Source organism: Paenibacillus yanchengensis (assembly GCF_042684845.1).
GTDB classification, from domain to species: domain Bacteria; phylum Bacillota; class Bacilli; order Paenibacillales; family Paenibacillaceae; genus Pristimantibacillus; species Pristimantibacillus yanchengensis.
The window spans coordinates 167,380-187,504 of the sequence record NZ_JBHUMH010000022.1 but is presented as its reverse complement, the minus strand read 5'-3'; the positions used below and the strand labels follow the sequence as shown (position 1 = coordinate 187,504).

Sequence of the window (20,125 nt, the reverse complement as noted above, 5' to 3'; positions counted from 1 at the left end):
GGGGAGGATCGATAGTTGGTTAACTCCTATAAACACGCGACGCAGCGATTCCGGTTCGGAAGCATCTCCGATGCGACCTCGATAGTCAATCGACCTTTTTCTCCGATCTGATCACGCAACTTCTCTGGCTCTCTGCTCAGCGCCCTGACTGGCACGCCAAGATCAACCAAACGTTCCAAAAAAGCCAATCATCAAAAGCTATTAAGACCGATGCACCGCCGATTGTGGCCAACGCCCCTATTTGAAGACCCCTATCGGCTATAACCAATCCTCCGATACCTGCCATGATGGCAGAAGCAGCATAGGCCATTACAACTTCACGCCATAGTACAAAAGTCTTTTTCTTGGAACTAGCAGCCTTGACGTCGTAAACATCATCTGTTTGATTCTGGTATTTCATCTTGTTCATACAAAAAAGTATTTCAACACACCATAATATAAATATTATGTAAACAATCAGTTTTATATTGAAAATAATAAGATTGTATTATACATTACCAATATCGAAATTTGATATTGATTTTGGACTGAAGATAAAGTATTGCGTAAACTATTTCTTGGCTTTATACATATACATGTTTTACACCACGCTAAGGAACACCCCACTTATGGTGCACGGATGCTAGAGTAGCTCAAAGAGGATAATATTATATCTGCTCTGGCACTCTTTATCCTATCCTGTACCAAATGGGAGAGAATGGACTTTTAGTTCGAGAAAAAGGAAAGTGAAAACAAGTGAAACAGAATCAAACAAATCATTATTTTAAGCAGCTTTTAGAAATCCTCATTGTTTCTACTAGGCTCGGATTAACATCATTTGGCGGACCCGTTGCCCATTTAGGCTACTTTCACAATGAGTATGTTCATAGAAAAAAATGGATGGATGAAAAAAGTTTTGTTGATTTAGTTGCTCTATGTCAATTCTTACCCGGGCCAGCAAGTAGTCAAGTGGGAATCGGAATTGGTGTGATGCGAGCAGGAGTATTAGGAGGAATTGTATCATTTATTGGTTTTACCCTACCTTCTGTAATTGCTCTCATTATATTTGCCTTACTACTTCAAGGATTAGGTATTGATCAAGCTGGTTGGATTCATGGTTTAAAAATAGTCGCTGTAGCGGTTGTTGCACATGCCATTATAGGAATGGCAAGAAACCTAACTCCTGATTTAAATCGAAAAACACTCGCCTTGTTTGCATTGGTCTTTACACTTTGCTGGCAAACAGCCGTCAGTCAGGTGGCGGTTATCATCATTTCTGGAATAATTGGATTTATCCTTTATAAGCAACATACCGAAAGTGACGACTCAAGAATACATTTTCCTATATCACGTGGTTTTGCTCTTATATGTTTATCCTTGTTTTTTGGTTTGCTTTTTCTTTTACCAATATTAAGGGAAGCAACCTCTTTAAGTTGGATAGCTATGTTCGATAGCTTTTATCGCTCAGGATCTATAGTTTTTGGTGGTGGTCATGTCGTTTTACCTTTACTTGAACGTGAATTTGTACCGACTGGATGGTTAAGTGAAGAAGCATTCATAGCTGGTTACGGTGCTGCACAAGCTGTACCGGGTCCTCTATTTACATTTGCTGCATATCTAGGTGCAGTTATGGAGGGGTGGCAAGGTGGAGTCCTCGCTACCATAGCTATTTTCTTACCTGCTTTTCTACTTATCTTAGGTACATTGCCTTTTTGGGATTCTTTACGTCGCAACCCAAAAATAAAAGTAGTATTAATGGGAGTGAATGCAGCAGTTGTTGGGATTTTAATTTCGGCATTTTATCAGCCTATTTGGACCAGTTCCATATTAGCTCCAATAGATTTTGCATTTGCTGCAATTTTATTTAGTATGTTAGTGTATTGGAAACTGCCTCCTTGGATTATTGTGGTGACTGGAGCTATTGGTGGCTCTCTCATGACATTAATTTAAAAAAACAAAAGATAATCCCGGACGCATCTTAACGAATGCTCATGAGATTACCTTTATTTATTACTTGCCTAGTCTGTGGAGTGTGTTCACTGTAAGTAGATTACTGCTTTGCAGCAGTTTTCATCATGCCTTCCTCCATATGATATTGGCGATTACAAAGGTTCTGCATAAATTCAAGATCATGAAAGATGCCAAGCATCGTCGTACCTTGTTTGATCAATTGCTCGATTACTTCCTTTACCTTCACCTTGGACGCGTGATCGAGACTTGCTGTCGGTTCATCCAGCAGCAGTAGTCTTGGGCGCTTCACCATTGCTCTTGCGATGTTTAATCGAAGTTTTTCTCCGCCGGAGAAAGTGACAGGGTAGCTATCCCATAGGCTGTGGTCCAATTCAAAATGATCTAGCATTATTTCCGTTTCATGATCGGCATATTCTACTTCATGACCCATCTCCACAATGGCGTTTCTGACCAATTCCCGAGCTGTAGTCCGGGGCATAACGTTCAAAAATTGCGAAACGTAACCTATCTCATATTTGCGCAACTCTATAATCTCTCTTTCTGATGCACCAACAAGATCAATTTGTCCAAATCTCTTGGAGTTATATTTAATTTGACCCGCATGAGGTAAATAAGTTCGGTAGATGCATCTCAATATTGTAGATTTACCGCTTCCGCTTTTCCCCGTAATGCCCACAAATTCTCCTTCTTGAAGAAAGAAGTCGATATTATCAATCGCTTTTATATGTTTATTGAGATTATGCAAGTTAAACGACTTCGACAAATTTTCAATCGTCAGTATGTTTGCCATGGAATCCTCCCTGTCAAATCCTGTAGTTAGTTTTTTGCAACAGCTTTCCATCAACAAATACGGTGGTGATCACCGGGAAATCATTATCAATCTTTTCAATGATAAGAAGGTCGGCCTTTTTCCCTTCCTTAATCGAACCCATGTCCCCATCCAAATTCAAAGCTTTAGCTGGATTAAGTGAAACCAGCTTAATCATTTCAACCAAGTCCATATGATGTTTATTAACAAGGTCAAATACCGCATGTAGCATTGCCGCTGGATAATAATCGCTGCATAGAATGTCAATGCCATGATGCTTCACAGCTTCTACAGCAGACAAGTTTCCGCTGTGAGAAGCACCTAATATAACATTCGGTGCGCCTGCTACAGTGTACATCCCTTGTTCTTTTGCTTTCTGAGCAACTTCAAGCGTGATCGGAAACTCGCTGATCACCGTGCCAATGCTTTGTACGAATGCCAGCTTTTCAAGCGTGTCATCGTCATGAGACGCAATAGCAATCTGATTCTTCCTCGCCAACGCTGCTATCTCTTCGATACCTTCTATCGTCATTTTTTGCTTGTTTTGATGCCCAGCGATTATTTCATCAATTCTTTCGTTGGATAAATCGTTATATCCTTTCATTGTTTTCCTGTAGGTCTCTAGGTCTCTATATTGTCCTTGACCTGGCGTATGATCCATAAATGAGATAAGATGAATTTTTTTCTCCTCAATATAGCCTTTTAAAAGATCAATCTTTTCTAAATTATCGATCTCAAATCTTGCATGTAATCTGTGACGTACTAGATGCTTTCTATTATGAGTTTGATGGATTACTTCAATCAGTTTACTCACATTCTCTGGCTCTCGAATAGGTTTGTAGCTAAAATCAGCCGATTTATATATCGGATAAAGAGTGATACATCGTAGTAATACCATGGGCAATAAGTTGTTTCTCGGCTTCTCTGAGGCTTAGAGCAAAATCCATCAGAGAGGTAGGCCTTGGCGCAGCCATAAGCTCTATATAGTCTGAATGTATGTTGATAAACCCTGGGGATATATGACCTCCGACTGCATCGATTATTTCTACCTGTTCATCCGGCTTAATCGTTCCTTGCGGGGCAATTCTAGCTATGCGATCCTCTTTAATGAGCAGATCAAAACCTTTAAGAATTGCCGTTTCCGTTATAATAAGTCCATTTGTTATAAGATACATTTGACTGCCTCCATCATTAAATAAACTATAGTAGAGAATGAACCAACTGTTGCGTATAGGCATGCTGTGGATCTTCAAGGATTTGATCGGTCAACCCTTGTTCAACTATTACCCCATCTAGCATTACCATCGTTCGATCCGCTAACATGCGAATTACGCCTAGATCATGCGAGACAAGAAGCATGCTAATATTCAATTCTCTTTGCAATTGCTTTATAAGGTCCAGAACATTCGCTTGAACTGATAAATCAAGTCCAGTCGTCACTTCATCTAGCAGAAGAATCGGTGGATTATTGGATAACGCCTTAGCTATCTGAACTCGTTGTTGCATACCTCCAGAGAAATTTTTTGGAGCTTCCATCATCCGATGGACAGGAATACGAACCTGATTCAAAAGCTCCCTCCCTCTCGATTCCATCGACTCCACGTTTCGATTTTCAGCGGCGATCATCTTTTCAGCAATATTAGCAATAGAAGTAAAGCCCATTCTTAATCCCTGAACCGGATTCTGGTAAACCTTGCCCATCAAATGATGCCGAATATATTTCTTCTGTTGAGAGGACTCTTCAAAAAGATTGCTCTTTCCTTCTTTGTAAAATTGTAAATAAGCTTCGCCGCTTGTTGCCGGCTGGTCAAAGTAAATGCTTCTCATCAGCGTAGATTTGCCGCTGCCGCTCTCACCTACAATACCCAACACTTCTCCGGGATAAAGATCAAACGTTATATCTCGACAAGAATAGATGGTTCCGCAATTTGGACAATAATTTCGATTTAATTTCCTATCTACTTTGCTTCGGCATTGTTCGCATCCACTTCCGAATTGTTTGTTCAGTTTTTTTATAGTTAAGATCGGAGTTGTAAATTCGCTCATTCCTGTTATCACCTCTTTATCTGGTCTGCTGATTCATTCGGGTTAAACAATAGCTGCTATCATTACACTGGTAATAGGCATGACCGTTTTCGGCATCAAATAGCTCGTCTAGAAATACATCTTGAGCTCCGCACTGCCTGCATTCATTATCGTGGAACGACTCCACCTGAAAAGGAACATCTTCGAACGCAAGCGATACAACCCGGGTGTAGGGAGGCACCGCATAAATTTTTTTCTCCCTTCCTGCGCCCAATAAAATTAATGCTTCAGAAAAATCTAGCTTTGGATTGTCAAACTTGGGTATGGGACTAGGGGCCATCACATACCGATCATGAATCATCACCGGATGGTCGGCACCGCTTGACATCGATCCGTATGTCATAATTTTCTCAAACAGCATGAGCCATGCACCTACATAGTCCTTCTCCCCATGCAGCTTTTTCGTTTCCATTTCACTTGGTTCATATTGCCTGAGAGGCTCCGGTATCGGTACTTGCAGAACAAGAATCTGACCAGGCTGAAGCGGTACTTCAGGAATACGATGCCTCGATTGAATGAGAGTCGCTTTTGAAGTTTCTTCGACCGTTTCTACTCCTGTCGTGTCCTGGATCAATTTTTTGATGCTCACTGCATTGACTGACTCATCTGATCCTTGATCAATCACTTTAAGAACATCCTTTTTTCCAATCAAGGATAAAGTGAGTTGCAGCCCTCCAGTCCCCCAACCTCTGCCAATCGGCATTTCTCGGGAAGCGAATGGTACTTGATAACCCGGAATGGCAATCGCCTTTAAAGTCGCTCTTCGAATTTCTCTCTTAGAGCCCTCATCAAAAAATGCAAAGTTATAATGAATTTGCACAAGTTACACCTCCTCTTTCCCCATGGCTTTAACTTGCTTCGTCTTGCGAACATCGTTCAACTTCGACTGGAATGTAACATAATGCGGTAATTTCAAATGGGAGATAAAACCGGAAGATTCCACCGAATCAATATGATAAAGGACAAATTCCTCATTCTGTGTTGGTAAAATACCGTCACCCTTTTCAATACTTTTGTCCAGGATGCTCATTGCAATTGCTTTGGATTCATTTTGCCCGTAACAGAGACCGTAGCCGAATTCGAACACAAGCTCTTTTTTTCCTCTATCTTTCTCAACAGTTACTGGGGTCAACATCTCCACTTCGGTCAGTTTGATATCCCCGATGTAATATGCCTCATCCTCATCCTCAGATTGTTGCAAAGGATTATCGATATAGATTGGCTGCTGTCCGACCCGCAGCTCTCCTACAGTAGGATGAACCGATCCGTATCCTCGAATAACCGCATACGCCATGGAAATAACTGCACCCGTTTGCCCTCTAGTAAGAATCTGAAGTTTCTGACTGCGGCTGGCAGGAAACGTCAAGCTCATTCGAGTAACATCATCAGGTTCCCGGGTATCGATCGAGCAATCGGCAATAAGACCTTCCCTTCTTAAATAATTCAGCACTTTAGGCAAACGAGAGAGATCCGTATCTTCTACTGGATTGTCCGCTTTTTCCTTCTGTTCGAAGGAATTCAACCATGCTTTGATACCTGCTTCTGTTTCTTCTAAAAGATCAAAATCCAACAAACGATGGCTGTAGTCCATCGAGGCTCCTAATATTTGCCCGCCCGGAATATCCTTGAAGCTGGCCGAAATTCTTCTTTCCACTCGCATATTTTCGGATATTACAGCTCTTGAATAATGCTTCCTAGGCAGCGTGGAACGAAATGCTCTCAGCAGAAATACCGCTTCCTCCGGATTTCCTTCTGCTTGCTTGATAGCAATAGCAGCCAATGTTTCACTGTACAAGCTGCTTTCTGACATGATCTGATCGATCAGTCCTCTCATGCCGCCTTCAATCTTATCAATATCAAGCACAGTATTGTGCTTGATTCTTTCATAATAGATGCGCTTCAAGGATTCCTGGATGGCTGAAGTTCCGCCTTTTACCGCTACATATCCCACTTTATCTGGTCTCCTCCTTCATGACTCTAACTGTCCTTGGCAAACAGAGAAGATGATGGTCCACATCGACAAAAATAAGATCAATACCCAGCGGATATTCGGCGTTTCTCTCCTCTCGAATATCCATCCAATCCAAACTTGTCTGGACTTTGACAAAGTTTTCACCTTTAATTCCAGGTCCCATTAACTTTAGTTCGTTTTCTCCCGAGATGCCGCCCGTCTCAATAACAATCGTCGCTGAATGATGAGGATCGTTTAAACTTCCGTTTTTAGCCTTCTCTATTGCATTTCGCAAATCCCCGTGTCTAGCATCTTGCAAAACAAATATATAATCGGCCTGATCCGTTTCCGCTGCTTTGGAGAAAGTTAACTGATTAAATAGGTTGTTCAGGTCAGCTTCCTTTTCGGTGAACACTTTAAAACTGACCTCCGAATCCAACAACAGCCTAGCAATCGTTAACGTCGCAGGAAAACAAGGAAAATCCCCATCCCACTTGTCAGCTTCTTCACAAAGATTAGTAATCAATCCCGGTCTCGACATGGAATCAATGACCTTACGATAAGAGGTCTGCATATCATGAACTAGATCAAAACTCATTTCCTCATCTCCTCTCCATCTGTGTCCATCGTTTCAAAATTAACTTTAGTCCTTAATACTGCTGCATCAACTACTTTTTGCTCTCTTGCGATTCTATCTGCTTCGGATGATAATATAGTCGACCAAGCAGTGATTTCTTGCAACTGTGCTTCATAGGCCGCATCAATTACGGCAAGATCGTAGGCCCGCTCCGGTTCGTCGCCCTTCAAAATTCCAATTCCAATTTTCCCTTCAATCTGAACTTTGCATTCCGTAACGAGCACTTCACCTAGATAGAATAGACTTTTCTGTGCACTTTCCCTTACCTTAACCATGACAAGACCATGATTGGGTTCCTCTATTATAGTTACCCGATAACGATCTTTGATTTCTAGCGCTAATGCAGCTGCGATCTCTGGAGTACCCTTAATCAAAGTCTCCGTTCGTTGTTTTCTCTTCATGCCCTACCTCCGTTGAAACACTATAAGTAAAAAAGTCGCCACGATATAAGTTTTGGCTATATTCCACGGTCTTGCCCGTCCAACGATCCACACATTCGGATTCTATAACTATCAAAGGAATCAGACCTGAACAAGCAAACAGTTCTCTTTCATATTTAAAGGGGTAAGTCACCCGTAACAATACTTGTTTGGATCGAAGATTGGTATATCCTCTGTCCTTATAAAATTCGAACATGGAAGTGATCTCATTTCCGATTTGCTCAATGTCGCCAAACATCGCTTCCGTCACATAAGAAATATGCAGTGCGACCGGTACCCCGTCAATTATTCGAAGTCTGCCTACTTTAAATATTCGATCCTTTTCGTTTGCTCCTAACGATTGATAGATTTTGCTATTGTAGGCAATAGGCTCGCAAAAAATATTTTTCGACTGATAATTATAGCCTAGCTTCAGCATTTTTTTGCTGAAACTTTCAACCGTGAACAATACGATCGGGATGCTTATATGCCGATCTTTGACAAAACTGCCCTTCCCTTGCTTGGAATAAATGTAGCCCAATTCTTGCAGCCTATCGTAAGCCTTTCTCACAATGATCCGGGGAACTCGGAACATATCCGCGAGTTCATTCTCAGACGGTAGTTTATCGTCAGATTCATATTTTCCTTTGTGAATATTCGCAATCAGGTGATCAATTATGTCTAGATCTTCAGACATTTCCGCCCATCCCCTTTAGCTGTATTTCTCAATAAAGTGCTTGCAACTCCTCAGATTAAGTTGTAAATTCACTTTTCATTTTCTTCATTTCATAGAGACAATCCAGTCCCGGACTTTTGCTGCCCAGCACTACTTCCTTTTCTCCATAGAAACCGTGAAAATCGGAGCCTCCAGTTACGACCAAATTGTATTGCAAAGCATACTTCTGTGCCATCACTTCGTCATTGGGTCCATGCAGTGGGTGCCAGGCTTCGATGCCCTGCAATCCGCATTCCACTAATTCCGGCACAGCGTCGAAATTATGATATTGTCCTGGATGTGCGAGAACAGGAATACCTCCGGCTTGTCGGATCGCCTGAATAGCAGATTTTGCATCTACATATTCTATAGGAATATAGGCAATGCCTGGCTGTTCCCCATTCTTGCCGCGAGAGAACAATTTTTTGTATAAATCCCCATAAATAGTTGCAGTGTATCCCTGTTCGATCAGTGCATGCATGATATGTTGTTTATAAATGCCTGTGCTGCTTTCTGCAAATTTCATAACCTGCTCTAACGTGATAGAATAACCAGCTTCGATCAAATTGTTAATCATAATCAAGCTAGCCTGATGGCGTTTATCCAACAGCGGACTGCATAGGTGTTCAAATGCGGAATGACCCGGTTTTATAAAGTAACCCAGAATGTGGACTCTCGTGTTTCTCTTAAAATCGTAAGCAGATATTTCTATGCCAGGAATAATTTCAATTCCTCGTTCTTTCCCTTGAATTACCATTCTCTCCAGATCTCTAGTTGTATCATGATTCGTAATGGCCAAATACCCAATACGTTCTTGTTTGGCCAAGTCCAAAACCTCATTAAAAGTACAAGAACCGTCGGACAGATTTGTATGACAGTGAAGTTCTACTTTCAAAGAGAAAACAACCTCCTTTCATCATTTGAAATAAGCTAATTAAGAGCTTTTACACACTCTAACATGGTGCCAAGTAGCAAGTGTCAATGTACTGTTATGGTGACATTAAAAAATTGTTAACTTCCATGCACTATGGATAAGCATTAGTTAACCAAATAAATGATTAAAAACCCGTTAGATCAATAAGGCTATTTGTAATAGCTCGGAATTAAGTGTATCTTTCTGAGTCGGATTTGTAGATAATGCGGTTTATTTACGACACCAAATAAAATCTGTTGTTTAACAAGTTTTACTAAAAATGAGGGAAAATCATCGAGGAAGAAAGGTAGATCGAATTGAAAAAGAAAAAGCCCAGTGAATTCAGGTGGAAATGCCTGAATTCAACTCGGCTTGTAGTTAGACTTTATAAACTTTATACAGGGTATTAATGATGGGTGTTAATGTTTGTTGGATGTAGACAACTATAGAATTGAAATAAAGTTTGATAATATTGTTGCTACAAACATTGATTTTCTAATAGAAGAAACCCACGCGTTTTGAAAATGTGGCGTGAACGATTAAACTGACATAGATAGTACGAAAACTACTAAGCATACGTAGTGCCACTTTTTCCCTGCACGAACGTATGTGCAGATGGAGTAATTTCATACTCTCTTGCAATATCCGTTTTTTGATTTGCCATTTGTAAATAATTTATTGGTTAAAGGTCTGCCGGCTTTATAAATTTCACCTCTGGATACTTGTCGTTCGGACCCTGAATCAGATTTCCACCCGCTCCTTTTAATTGCTTATTAAAGAAATCGAGTACATATTGATTTACAATGCTTGCTCCTCTTTTACCATTTATATCCCCTGTTATTCCAGTCAGTTTAATCAACTCAGAATAGAATTGAAGATCGGTGAAATTGAAGTGTTGGGTACCTTCTATATAAATCGCATTTCCCCCCTGATTGATAACATTTTTAATAATGTTCAGCTCATCTGAAAGTTGTTTATATACTTCGTTATCCGAATTTTTATCATTTTTAAAATCTACTAACCAGTCTTTAAAATTTCCCGATCTTATGAACATAAAAGGCTTTTTGATAACACCTATATTTTCCACTCCATATAGTGATCCGTCCATATTGATCCCGGCCTTGATTCTATGATCTAAATAAGTTGTATTAAACGCCGTTGCACCCCCAAAAGAATGCCCCATCACGCCTATGTTATTTAAATCTATTTTTCCTTTAAATTGACTTTCGATTGCACCTGCATTTAGCTTTTCAATTTGGTTGATTACAAACTCTACATCTTTTGTCCATATATTTCCAACTATTTCACGTTCCTCTATTGTTGTACTCTTTGTTTTATAGTCCGTTACACGGCCATCCGGAAAAATGGTAGCAAAGGTGCTATACGTATGATCGATTGTGACCACGATAAACCCATGGCTGACCAGATTCTCGGCCTGGGATGCTTGTAGAACTCTACTGGTTCCCATACCGTGAGATAGCAGTACCAAGGGATAAGGACTTGTAGAAGGTAATATTTCTACATTTTCATAAGAGTTAGTTTTACTGTACTTCCAGTAATCGAACACAAAATCGGGAAGGTTTAAAGAATTAGAGTATGTCTGAATATACTTTTTGAACATTTCTTTATCTTTTGGAAAAAGAGCTTCACTTTTGTTGTTATTGCTATTTTCAGTAGGGTACCAAACTTGAACCATTAGTTCTCTCTTATCGCTTTGATCTTCTGTTAACGTTTCATCTCTGTTCTGATCCGTAAAATGAAATGTTTGAGTACCTACTTTCTCTGTACCATCAGGCTTTGGCAAATGAAAGACAGGCAAGTATACAGACAAGCTGGTAGATACAACAAGTAGAATGACGATTAGGGAAGATAAACTATATTTCAATAGCTTCCCTATTTTTAGATTCACCATCATTTTGGATTGCCTTAGTAAAACGATGAGTATGAGAAGAGCCGTCATTATATATACCAAAAGCAACTGCCATCTGTATCCCTCAACAAACAATTGAACTACAAATATAAGGCCACTTCCTATACACAAAACCAGTCCTATTTTCTTTGTACTTCTTTTAATAAACAATAGATTTACGAGTAAAGCTAAACAGGATAGAACTAAAAGTATCTCAAATAATCTCATTTGAATTCCTCTCTTTCATCACGGACTTTTACAGGATATTTACTTTGCTTCAAAATGAACTGATCACATTTGTGATATAAACAATACCTTGAAACAGAACAATGGCGATTACGATTGCTCCTAGTATTTTAAGTATAATGTTTCGTACTTTCTTTTCCCTCGATCCATTCTACGTTTTCTTTTCCTCTGGTTGTGTTACTCTCATCTCCCTTTCTTGAACTGTTTGTTGATTTTCTTCTTTGATGCTAATGAAATCTTAACCAATGAAAATGTATTCCCCGTGACGTCAATATGAACTGAATATGAACAAACAAATAAATTAATTTGAACTGTATATGAAATGACAAAATAAAAAAATACTACGTCACCACATGCAAGATAACTTTGCACATGATGCCGTAGTACAACTCAAACAGTACAATCCCAATGTAATTACTCTGTTGGCATTGTTATTGGCAAGGTGACAATGAACGTTGTTCTTCCCTCGAGCTCACTTTCCACCGAGATGTCGCCTTGATGAAGCGATACTATCTGTTTGACGATGGCAAGTCCCATACCGCTCCCATCATATTTACGACTATGAGAACGATCTGCCTTGAAAAATCGCTCAAATATACGCTTTTGGTCTTCGAGAGAAATACCAATCCCTGAATCAGATATGGTGACGATCACATTGTTCATTTCTTGTTTGATGCTAACTTGAATTTCACTGCTATCTTTTGAAAATTTAATGCCATTACTGAGTAGGTTCGTCCATACTTGATTTAAAAGATCATAATCTGCCAATAAATCTAAAGGCTTCAAGTTAAGCTCGAAATGGATGTTGCGCGCCGACCATTGCGGCTGAAGAGCCACGATGACTACTCTGATCTGTTCATCCAGACTGAACGTGGTTAGGCGCAGCTTCTGTGAATGTGATTCAAGCACACTCAGCTTGAGCAAGCTATCGCTCATCTTGGACATCCGACCTGCTTCAGCGATGATAATATCGAGATACCGATTTCTCTCGCTATCTGGTATGCCTACTTGCTTCAGTGCTATAGCATAACCGGATATCGAGGTAAGGGGCGACTGAACCTCGTGCGAAACATTCGATACGAAGTCTCTACGCATCTGCTCAAGCTGCTGTAGATCTTGCATCATTTCTTCGAAGCTGCGAGCCAAAGTACCTAGTTCATCTGTTTGATTAATTTTCAGTTTAACATTGAAATCTCCGGTAGCTACACGTCTAGTTGCCTTGGTCAACTTCTTGATCGGTCTTACCAGGAACATGGCAGCAAACAGAATTAGCAGACTTCCTGCGATCAAAGAATAGGATAACAAACTAAATATCAGCTTTCTATTTAAAGAGATAGAAGGGGGGATCAGCGTTTCCACAAACAACGCTTTCGTTCCTATTTCTGTTGTTAACGGTAAACCGATTAGGTTTGTAGCAACAGCAGTACCAACGGAACTGTCTTGAACAACCTCTCCTTGCAATACTTTTTTAAGTTGTTCTACTGTTACAGCAAAGCGCTTGTGTCCATCAAGCGTTCCAAAAGCCTTGAACTGACCACTCTCATCAAAAATCCGAATATGATAAGAATCGAGCTGCTTCATACCTCTTACATATGCATCAGCTTCATCTAACGGAAACATCTCGTAGATCCGCAAGATGTCCTGGCCAAAGTGGAGTAAGGGAATTTTCACGTTTTCGTTCGCTTTATCTTGAAAGAATAAGGTTACCACAAATAAAGCTATGATAGTGCCGCCAATGATGGAGAGTAGATATGTCAGGACTACACGCAAATATAGAGATTTTATCATTTCTGCACCTCAAGCCGGTAACCAAGTCCACGCACCGTTTCGATGCGAAATTCGGTTGTAGTCGCAAATCGCTCGCGCAGGCGTTTAATATGGACATCTACGGTTCGATCATCTCCAGCATATTCGAGTCCCCATATCTGATCAATCAATTGCTGGCGCGTATAGACTTGTCCTGGTGTTCCAGCGAGCTTATATAGCAATTCGAACTCCTTCAGCGGCAACGTGAATGACTCCGTTCCTCTTGTCACTTTATAAGTCTGCCGATCTAGCATAACACTGCCAAATTGAATCATCTGCGTGGAGCCATTTGGAAATCGCTTGAGTAATGCCCTAACACGAACCGTTAACTCTAACGGATCAAATGGTTTCGTCAAATAATCGTCGGTTCCCAATTCGAAACCCTTCACTTTCTCCCATGTTTCGCCTCTAGCAGTCAACATAAGCAAAGGTACATCAGGATTAGCTTTTCTGAGCTCCTTGCATAAGGTCCAACCATCCATAATCGGCATCATAATATCAAGAACGACAAGATCGACATGTGTTTCAGCATAGACCTTAAGTGCTTCCCTGCCGTCTACGGCTTCAACTGTCGTGAATCCATCGTTGCGTAGAAATAAACAAACAAGTTCGCGAATGTTGGCATCGTCATCAGCAACCAGTATTGTAGGCATCCGTTCCCTCTTTTCCTGTTTCCACCTTATATTAAAGTAACCATTATACTATAAATAAATGTGGATTACCCCTATTCTTCCTTAGTGATACTATGGAATGTCAACAGAAACTTAAACAATTATTATAAGGGTTGTAATTTTGTATGAGGCCTTGTTGTTTCAAAACTCTTTTTTCAGATCATTCATTTAAAATGGATTACAGTTCTTCAACTAAAATCGAATTTTATTTCTCTATTCCTAATGTATCGTAATATTCTTCGGAAAAAGGAATTGTTGAGTAGTCAAAATTAGCTTGAAAATTTTTCACATATTGATACGCATTTGACTGGATCTCGATTCCAAATTCCTTACGCAAGGCATTCAGTGCAATCTCTTCTGCTGAACAATGCTTTCTATCCTCTGAATTCAACAGCTCTAAAAATTGTTCTTCGACCATCCAACAAATTTGCTCTAATGGGCTTGCACCTTTGCAAAAAAGCACAAATGACAAAAACTCCCGAAAGTTACTTGCAATAGGCTCAACATAATGTTCGCCGCACGGCATAGGGCTAACAGCAAATACCACATCAGAACTGATTGTTGGAATGAAACAAAATTGTATCCCATCAACACCTAACCCACCGATAATTTTTGCACCAACTGGAGTACAGAAATATGTCACATAGCTATCATTCCATCCTAATCCTATTGCATCTTTTGAAAATGGTAAGGCACAGAAACGATGAAATAGATCATTCCTTGTCATTTTATCACCCACTTGTATTATATTTTAGATTCCATTATGGATTATATATTTTCCATTATCTTTTAATTGATTAGCCAAATCAATCAAAGAAACAAATTCCTTTTTATTTGAAACGATAAAATGCTTATAAATACTTCATGCGTTTGGGAGGTATAAGGATAATCTACAATAGGCAATACCTTTTTCTGCTCTTTGCAGGGTATCCAATAGCAATCTAATCCTTGCAAATCCACCATTTCGCAATCCATTGGTATTTTTTGTTTCTCTTACCTTTATTTATCTTAAACCCAAAGCAAATCAACTCTTCAAATATACGTAAACTGCTTTTAAAATTCCAACTATGTCACCATGCAAATGAGTTCGCCGCTCCGCCTTACTCCCATTGAAGGCGGAGTGAAGGGCAGTGAAAAGGGCTTTGGTTTTGAAGGAAAAGATGAGTGAGAAATTGAGGAAAACCTGAAAATCGGTCGGCTCAATGGCAAACTTTAAGTTATGAAGCGCGCCAACGTTTTCCAGAAGAACGGATCCGCTCAAGACCAATTAATTCTACATCTAAACCGGCTTCCTCAAAAATTTCTCGCGGCAGTTTACTCTGTTCATTTTCTGCAATGAAATGGCGCTTAAATTCATCTGTGTACGTAATCGTTTCTTCATAACATTTCCACCCCAATATCTTTTTTTCATAATAAACAAAATACCCTATAAGATAGACTTTTTTCAAAGTATCTATCTTATAGGGTATATTTTACTTTTGGATGCATCAGACAGAGAATTCCACGACAATGGCGGTTAATCCTGTATTGCCGTTACTAATCCATCATCAATATAAATATATCTGTTATGACTATAAACCCACTGTTCACTTGTACCATATTTCGTAGTCGTTCTATTAATATCATTAGGTTTACCCCAAGTCGACGCCTTTACTTCTTCGGGTGTCATGCCAAGTTGAGGATCTTTCTTTTTCGTCGTTTGAACAGTAGTTGAATAACTAAGTCTATCAAATTTAAAAGTACCGTTCGCTGCCTCTTGTATTAGTTGACCATTCTCAATTGAAAAGGTAAAACCAGAAACAAATTTGCCTTCACTAATATAACCTTTTGTCATATAACCAATACCGTTGTCTTCTCCTCTACTTATATCCCATCCACTAATAATCCATTTGTTATAGTTGTTAAAAACATAACCTCCCCAAGTTCCCTGTAACGTTTCCATAAATGATATATTGGTTAAGTATGTTTTAGAATCATTATAACCACCAAGTGACTCGAATAATTCTTTAGCTTCTTTAAAATCACCATTTTCGTAAACACTTAATGCTTCTTGATAATATGATTTTTTTAATAGTTGGGAAGAATCTTTGTAATTTTTAATTTCCTCTAGAATTAATCTTGCGGATTCTAAATTATTATCCTCCCTTTCCTGTTTTGCTGTTAAATATTTGGCCTCCATTATTAGTTCACTCGAATCCATAAATTCGTTTATTCCAGAAAAAACATCTATTGCTTGTTTATAATCTTTATTATCAAGATAACTTCTTCCTTTAAGATATATGGCCTCATTGAGCATCTGTGTAGAATCTTTGAAGTCCTTCAATGCTGCAAATCCTTTAATTGCTTTGTCAAATTCATTCTTATTTAATTGTGACTCTGCATGATTATATCTCAGATAAGGAATTGCAAATACAGCCCCAATTGAGACACCAATAAGTAAAATAATTATTGAGGATGTAATAATGATCGTTCTACTACTATGTAATCCACGATTTTGTACAGATGGAGTAGCCACCTTAACATTACTTTTATTCAGTTCTACTGATAATGTTGTTAAACTTTCAATGGGCGGAGTAGCTTCTACATTAATTGTTGAAAAATTCTCGTTCCTTCCCGCATCCCTTTGTTTTTTCACTTTTGTACCACAAAAATTACAAAACACACTTTCCTCTGGAATATTCTTTTTACATATGTGACAATCTATTTTCATTCACCTCGTGTGCTCAATCTGAAATAATCCCATCTCTTAATTAAAATTTGGATTATCATCATTTCGCTTTATAATTAATCCTATTAAATTAACTCGCCTTTCACCATATCACAATCACCTAAATAATAACAATCTCTATATTTAATATCGTCCCAATCGGTTTTCGGGAGGCTCAGATCATCAGCCGAACCGTTCAAAACTTTTATTAGATAGAGAACTTTTTAATTTTCCTAGCAATAAAAGAGAAAGCCGCCCGTGAGGGCGAGCATCGAATACAAGAGGATACCACCAAATAAAAAAGAGAGAATCGATTTACAAACGGATGTAATCCCTAAACAAAAACGATACGACTCGCAAACTGATTTCATTCCTACTATCGCTGCTGATCTAATCCCAACAAAAAGATCCGAATACCACAACTACCCTCGGATCTTTCTTCTATTATCTAAAGAGCTTCTCTCTTTGTAAGCGTTATCGTTCTTGCCCTATTCATTTGCCTGCACATCTCCTCAACCTGGCACGCTTTGCAAGAATTTTGGAGTTATATAAAAAATTTTCGACACCGAGAAAATTTAGTCATATACTTTATTCAAATTGAAAGTCATTCAACCCACAAAAGGAGCGATCGTAAATGCAAAATTGAATTGTTATCCTAGAACGTAAGGTTGTAACGCTGGAGGAGCGCTTCTTTATAGAGGTCTACAGCATCCAATTCACCTCGATCCGCTGTAAGCTTTTGCGGCAAATCACTATTCATCCACTCAGACTCCGTGATTTCTATGCCATATGCGGCGCAATACCTGACTTGGCATGGTCATCATCGCCCCAGCCCAGATTGGGCCTTCTAATCCAATGTACATACTTGTTATATAACTGTGCATTACTAAATAAGTTTGCCTCTAACCCCTTCATCCTTAACTCCCTAACTGCCACAAGCTTCTTAGCCTATTCATACTATTTCCTGCACTTCGTTAAATCACTAAAAGTTTGAACTAAAGATAGGATAAAATATAGGAATCTTAAATCCACTCTTTGACAAGTAGTGAATAGCAATTTTTAGAACCATTAGGTTTGCGATATTTTCTTGAGCTTTTTCACATGGCCTTGTTGCATTATTTTCAAAGATATTTCTTATAAAGTGGTCTGTGGTAACCAAATTTTCAAATATCGTAATACTGTTTCCAGATTCGAGTTTCCCTAAGGCAATAATATTCTCATATTCAAAAGTAAATTTATAATCCATATGTGAATCATATAATTTATCGAGAGTTTTATTTTCGTTGAATGATGGGACATATTTCATTTTTTCTAAAATAGCCTCTAGCTTGTTAAAAGATAAACCAACTCATTTATTTGTTTTCTAAAGATAAATTAAACAGTCATTGTATGTTCATCATTATTTTCTTTAGGCAAAAGTTAAAATGCTTGTTGATTCTCTTTAAATATCTCAATTAGAGCTTCCCTAAAGTCATTTAAATCTTTTATATTAAATCCAAACAACTTAATAACTTCTTGTTGTACATTACTTTTTATTTGTTCTACTGTTATTTCCCGCTTAAATAAAAATTCCTTTATTTCTGGCTCTTCGAATTCAATTTCTTCTGGTCTCATAAAGTCTTGATATTCAAATGTAATCCCATCTTCCGAATCTACGCTGGTTAACAACCAGTTTAAATTCATATTATACTGGGCTCTGATTTACATTAACGTTTCCTCTGAAGGATTAATATTTCCCATTTCAATCTCACTCAGGTTATCTTGAGAAATCCCAACACTTTTCGAAAATTGAGATTGGTTTTGATTGGTTTTGATTGGTTTCTTTTCGATACATTTTATTCTATATCCAATTTCACTCATCCATTTCTCGCCTAATCCAATTTCCATGTAAAAGTAACTTTCTTACTGACACATAAAAAAAGAGGGCAGACCAAACTTCCATCAGGCTACCCTCTAGATCCATTAATTAAATTACATGTTGGTTCCTTTTATTTCACTGGACACAAATGTTAGATGTAAAAAATCTCTGGAACCAATTTTGTTGATTTTATTGGGTTTGCCGCGGCAAGTAATAAACACGAAAAATAAAAAGTCTGGAACCACCAGAAAATACCATGAAAAGAATATTGGAAACCTGTTATCTAAAGTTGAAACCATATTCAGGGCGTCGGTTTACATCATATGTTATAAGGAACTGTTCCAGTTAGGGGACAGCTCCTTCCTTTGTTTTTGATGCTCACAAAAACTTTGAGATGATTGAACCTGCAGTTTCCAATTTTTCTCGAATAAAACCATTGATAATTGCTAGCCGATGAACATTACTTTAAAAAATCACTAAGTCTTATTATTGTGATTCAAGAGAATTGAAGCAAATTCAGTGAAATCCGTTGAGTACATATTTTGAAAAGATACACCTAACCCATCTTTTAATTTTTCTATAAAAGGACCTACGTTCAGCGTTATAAACTCTCTTCTTCGTGATTCTTCAGTCAATTCTAACGTGAGTGCAGGATTCTTAATCTTTTCTACTTTAGCATCGATCGCTCTTTTTTCATCTTCCCAGAAGCTTATATAGTCGAACCTGTTAATTGAATAAACATCGGCTTTAACTATCACTTCTTTATTATCATAATGCTCTATATCCTTATCAGACATTATAACGAACAATAATTTATCATAATAATTACTATCCCTCATAAGTTCTGAAACTTCATACATGCAGTTAAGTGACCTTAAATATCCATCGGAAACAATAGAAATAACGTAGTCATGGTCTTTTATAGTCTGCATATATTCATCAAGACTATCCTTGAATTTCAATTTATTAATATCCCTTGAGATCACGACTCTTCCATTAGTATTCTCTAAGGTTTTTTGTTCCACTATATCAGCAATACAACTATCATTGTGACAATACGATAAAAATACCTTAGTTTTCAATAATTCTATTACCTCCATGTTCTTATCGAAAATGTAAGCAACGCTCTTAGATCTTATTTCAACATTGCTCTTATTTACTTTAATGTAGGCTAATGTTGTACCACTATACTCAAAAGTTACAATTGAAAACTCAACATGCTCATCTAAGAAGCTTCTAACCATATTTTCATTGATAGTAAATGCAAATTTTCTAATCGTTAGCCTCTTACCATCATCTTTCACCCCAAAAACGATACATCCTCCTTCTGAATTTGAAAAGGCCGATATATATTTACTAATCGTTTCCTCTGAAGCAACAGGGTGAATATATATAATGCCATTCCTATCCGATTGTTCTACTTTCTTCATAATAAAATCAATCATACATC

19 protein-coding genes and 4 pseudogenes are annotated in these 20,125 nt (G+C 38.4%); 2 read left to right on the top strand and 21 right to left on the bottom strand.

What is annotated here, in order from left to right:
* Positions 1–136: 136 nt before the first annotated feature.
* Entirely contained in the window at positions 137–409 is a 273-nt protein-coding gene (locus ACFSTH_RS11320; protein WP_377771342.1) for a hypothetical protein, read from the bottom strand.
* A 132-nt stretch (positions 410–541) separates the two neighbouring features.
* Between ACFSTH_RS11320 and ACFSTH_RS11315 the strand changes: the two are divergent.
* Both ACFSTH_RS11315 and chrA read left to right on the top strand, forming a co-directional pair.
* Positions 542–717, top strand: a pseudogene (locus tag ACFSTH_RS11315) (helix-turn-helix transcriptional regulator); the annotation flags it as partial.
* Between the two features lie 18 nt (positions 718–735).
* Complete coding sequence (chrA, locus tag ACFSTH_RS11310; RefSeq protein WP_377771337.1) at positions 736–1,929, top strand: chromate efflux transporter; 1,194 nt, start codon at positions 736–738, stop codon at positions 1,927–1,929.
* 100 nt (positions 1,930–2,029) lie between these two features.
* On the opposite strand, the gene ACFSTH_RS11305 is transcribed toward chrA, so the two are convergent.
* From ACFSTH_RS11305 to ACFSTH_RS11210, 20 genes and pseudogenes are all read right to left on the bottom strand, one after another.
* Positions 2,030–2,740, bottom strand: coding sequence for a phosphonate C-P lyase system protein PhnL (locus tag ACFSTH_RS11305; protein WP_377771335.1), 711 nt, complete (start codon positions 2,738–2,740; stop codon positions 2,030–2,032).
* Positions 2,741–2,753: 13 nt separating this feature from the next.
* Positions 2,754–3,933, bottom strand: a pseudogene (gene phnM, locus ACFSTH_RS11300) (phosphonate metabolism protein PhnM).
* A gap of 25 nt (positions 3,934–3,958) precedes the next feature.
* Positions 3,959–4,804 carry an ATP-binding cassette domain-containing protein gene (locus tag ACFSTH_RS11295; protein ID WP_377771333.1) on the bottom strand — a complete coding sequence of 282 codons (846 nt, stop codon included), beginning with the start codon at positions 4,802–4,804 and terminating at the stop codon, positions 3,959–3,961.
* 16 nt (positions 4,805–4,820) lie between these two features.
* A complete protein-coding gene (locus tag ACFSTH_RS11290) occupies positions 4,821–5,663 on the bottom strand; it encodes an alpha-D-ribose 1-methylphosphonate 5-phosphate C-P-lyase PhnJ (RefSeq protein WP_377771331.1) in 843 nt (280 codons plus the stop codon).
* Between the two features lie 3 nt (positions 5,664–5,666).
* Complete coding sequence (locus ACFSTH_RS11285) at positions 5,667–6,794, bottom strand: carbon-phosphorus lyase complex subunit PhnI (RefSeq protein WP_377771329.1); 1,128 nt, start codon at positions 6,792–6,794, stop codon at positions 5,667–5,669.
* 1 nt (position 6,795) lies between these two features.
* A complete protein-coding gene (phnH, locus tag ACFSTH_RS11280; protein ID WP_377771327.1) occupies positions 6,796–7,392 on the bottom strand; it encodes a phosphonate C-P lyase system protein PhnH in 597 nt (198 codons plus the stop codon).
* Entirely contained in the window at positions 7,389–7,805 is a 417-nt protein-coding gene (gene phnG, locus ACFSTH_RS11275) for a phosphonate C-P lyase system protein PhnG (protein ID WP_377771325.1), read from the bottom strand. Before phnG ends, phnH begins: the two co-directional genes overlap by 4 nt.
* Entirely contained in the window at positions 7,798–8,547 is a 750-nt protein-coding gene (locus ACFSTH_RS11270) for a GntR family transcriptional regulator (protein ID WP_377771323.1), read from the bottom strand. The genes phnG and ACFSTH_RS11270 overlap by 8 nt, the downstream gene beginning before the upstream one ends.
* Before the next feature lie 55 nt (positions 8,548–8,602).
* Positions 8,603–9,460 carry a PHP domain-containing protein gene (locus ACFSTH_RS11265; RefSeq protein WP_377771321.1) on the bottom strand — a complete coding sequence of 286 codons (858 nt, stop codon included), beginning with the start codon at positions 9,458–9,460 and terminating at the stop codon, positions 8,603–8,605.
* 700 nt (positions 9,461–10,160) lie between these two features.
* Positions 10,161–11,615, bottom strand: coding sequence for an alpha/beta hydrolase family protein (locus ACFSTH_RS11260; RefSeq protein ID WP_377771319.1), 1,455 nt, complete (start codon positions 11,613–11,615; stop codon positions 10,161–10,163).
* Positions 11,616–11,670: 55 nt separating this feature from the next.
* Positions 11,671–11,820: pseudogene (locus ACFSTH_RS11255) on the bottom strand (alpha/beta hydrolase); the annotation flags it as partial.
* Between the two features lie 227 nt (positions 11,821–12,047).
* Entirely contained in the window at positions 12,048–13,421 is a 1,374-nt protein-coding gene (locus ACFSTH_RS11250) for a sensor histidine kinase (RefSeq protein ID WP_377771317.1), read from the bottom strand.
* Positions 13,418–14,092 (bottom strand): response regulator transcription factor, encoded by a 675-nt coding sequence (locus tag ACFSTH_RS11245; protein WP_377771315.1) that lies wholly within the window; start codon positions 14,090–14,092, stop codon positions 13,418–13,420. The genes ACFSTH_RS11250 and ACFSTH_RS11245 overlap by 4 nt, the downstream gene beginning before the upstream one ends.
* 223 nt (positions 14,093–14,315) lie before the next feature.
* Positions 14,316–14,837 carry a hypothetical protein gene (locus ACFSTH_RS11240; protein ID WP_377771313.1) on the bottom strand — a complete coding sequence of 174 codons (522 nt, stop codon included), beginning with the start codon at positions 14,835–14,837 and terminating at the stop codon, positions 14,316–14,318.
* Between the two features lie 493 nt (positions 14,838–15,330).
* Positions 15,331–15,480, bottom strand: a pseudogene (locus ACFSTH_RS11235) (IS3 family transposase); the annotation flags it as partial.
* A gap of 146 nt (positions 15,481–15,626) precedes the next feature.
* Positions 15,627–16,820, bottom strand: coding sequence for a tetratricopeptide repeat protein (locus ACFSTH_RS11230; RefSeq protein ID WP_377771311.1), 1,194 nt, complete (start codon positions 16,818–16,820; stop codon positions 15,627–15,629).
* A 777-nt stretch (positions 16,821–17,597) separates the two neighbouring features.
* Positions 17,598–17,732, bottom strand: coding sequence for a hypothetical protein (locus ACFSTH_RS11225; protein WP_377771309.1), 135 nt, complete (start codon positions 17,730–17,732; stop codon positions 17,598–17,600).
* Between the two features lie 504 nt (positions 17,733–18,236).
* On the bottom strand, positions 18,237–18,500 hold the full coding sequence (locus tag ACFSTH_RS11220) for a hypothetical protein (protein WP_377771307.1): 264 nt from the start codon (positions 18,498–18,500) through the stop codon (positions 18,237–18,239).
* A gap of 18 nt (positions 18,501–18,518) precedes the next feature.
* A complete protein-coding gene (locus ACFSTH_RS11215) occupies positions 18,519–18,704 on the bottom strand; it encodes a helix-turn-helix domain-containing protein (RefSeq protein WP_377771305.1) in 186 nt (61 codons plus the stop codon).
* 447 nt (positions 18,705–19,151) lie between these two features.
* A complete protein-coding gene (locus tag ACFSTH_RS11210) occupies positions 19,152–20,120 on the bottom strand; it encodes an RNA-binding domain-containing protein (RefSeq protein WP_377771303.1) in 969 nt (322 codons plus the stop codon).
* Positions 20,121–20,125 lie beyond the last annotated feature (5 nt).

Coding starts and splice junctions, on each gene's coding strand:
- ACFSTH_RS11210 (WP_377771303.1), bottom strand. CDS start 20,120: ATGATTGATTTTATTATGAAGAAAGTAGAACAATCGGATAGGAATGGC.
- phnH (WP_377771327.1), bottom strand. CDS start 7,392: ATGAGTTTTGATCTAGTTCATGATATGCAGACCTCTTATCGTAAGGTC.
- ACFSTH_RS11225 (WP_377771309.1), bottom strand. CDS start 17,732: ATGAAGGGGTTAGAGGCAAACTTATTTAGTAATGCACAGTTATATAAC.
- ACFSTH_RS11270 (WP_377771323.1), bottom strand. CDS start 8,547: ATGTCTGAAGATCTAGACATAATTGATCACCTGATTGCGAATATTCAC.
- ACFSTH_RS11250 (WP_377771317.1), bottom strand. CDS start 13,421: ATGATAAAATCTCTATATTTGCGTGTAGTCCTGACATATCTACTCTCC.
- ACFSTH_RS11245 (WP_377771315.1), bottom strand. CDS start 14,092: ATGCCTACAATACTGGTTGCTGATGACGATGCCAACATTCGCGAACTT.
- ACFSTH_RS11240 (WP_377771313.1), bottom strand. CDS start 14,837: ATGACAAGGAATGATCTATTTCATCGTTTCTGTGCCTTACCATTTTCA.
- ACFSTH_RS11215 (WP_377771305.1), bottom strand. CDS start 18,704: ATGGAAATTGGATTAGGCGAGAAATGGATGAGTGAAATTGGATATAGA.
- ACFSTH_RS11260 (WP_377771319.1), bottom strand. CDS start 11,615: ATGAGATTATTTGAGATACTTTTAGTTCTATCCTGTTTAGCTTTACTC.
- ACFSTH_RS11305 (WP_377771335.1), bottom strand. CDS start 2,740: ATGGCAAACATACTGACGATTGAAAATTTGTCGAAGTCGTTTAACTTG.
- ACFSTH_RS11295 (WP_377771333.1), bottom strand. CDS start 4,804: ATGAGCGAATTTACAACTCCGATCTTAACTATAAAAAAACTGAACAAA.
- ACFSTH_RS11230 (WP_377771311.1), bottom strand. CDS start 16,820: ATGAAAATAGATTGTCACATATGTAAAAAGAATATTCCAGAGGAAAGT.
- ACFSTH_RS11320 (WP_377771342.1), bottom strand. CDS start 409: ATGAACAAGATGAAATACCAGAATCAAACAGATGATGTTTACGACGTC.
- ACFSTH_RS11220 (WP_377771307.1), bottom strand. CDS start 18,500: ATGAATTTAAACTGGTTGTTAACCAGCGTAGATTCGGAAGATGGGATT.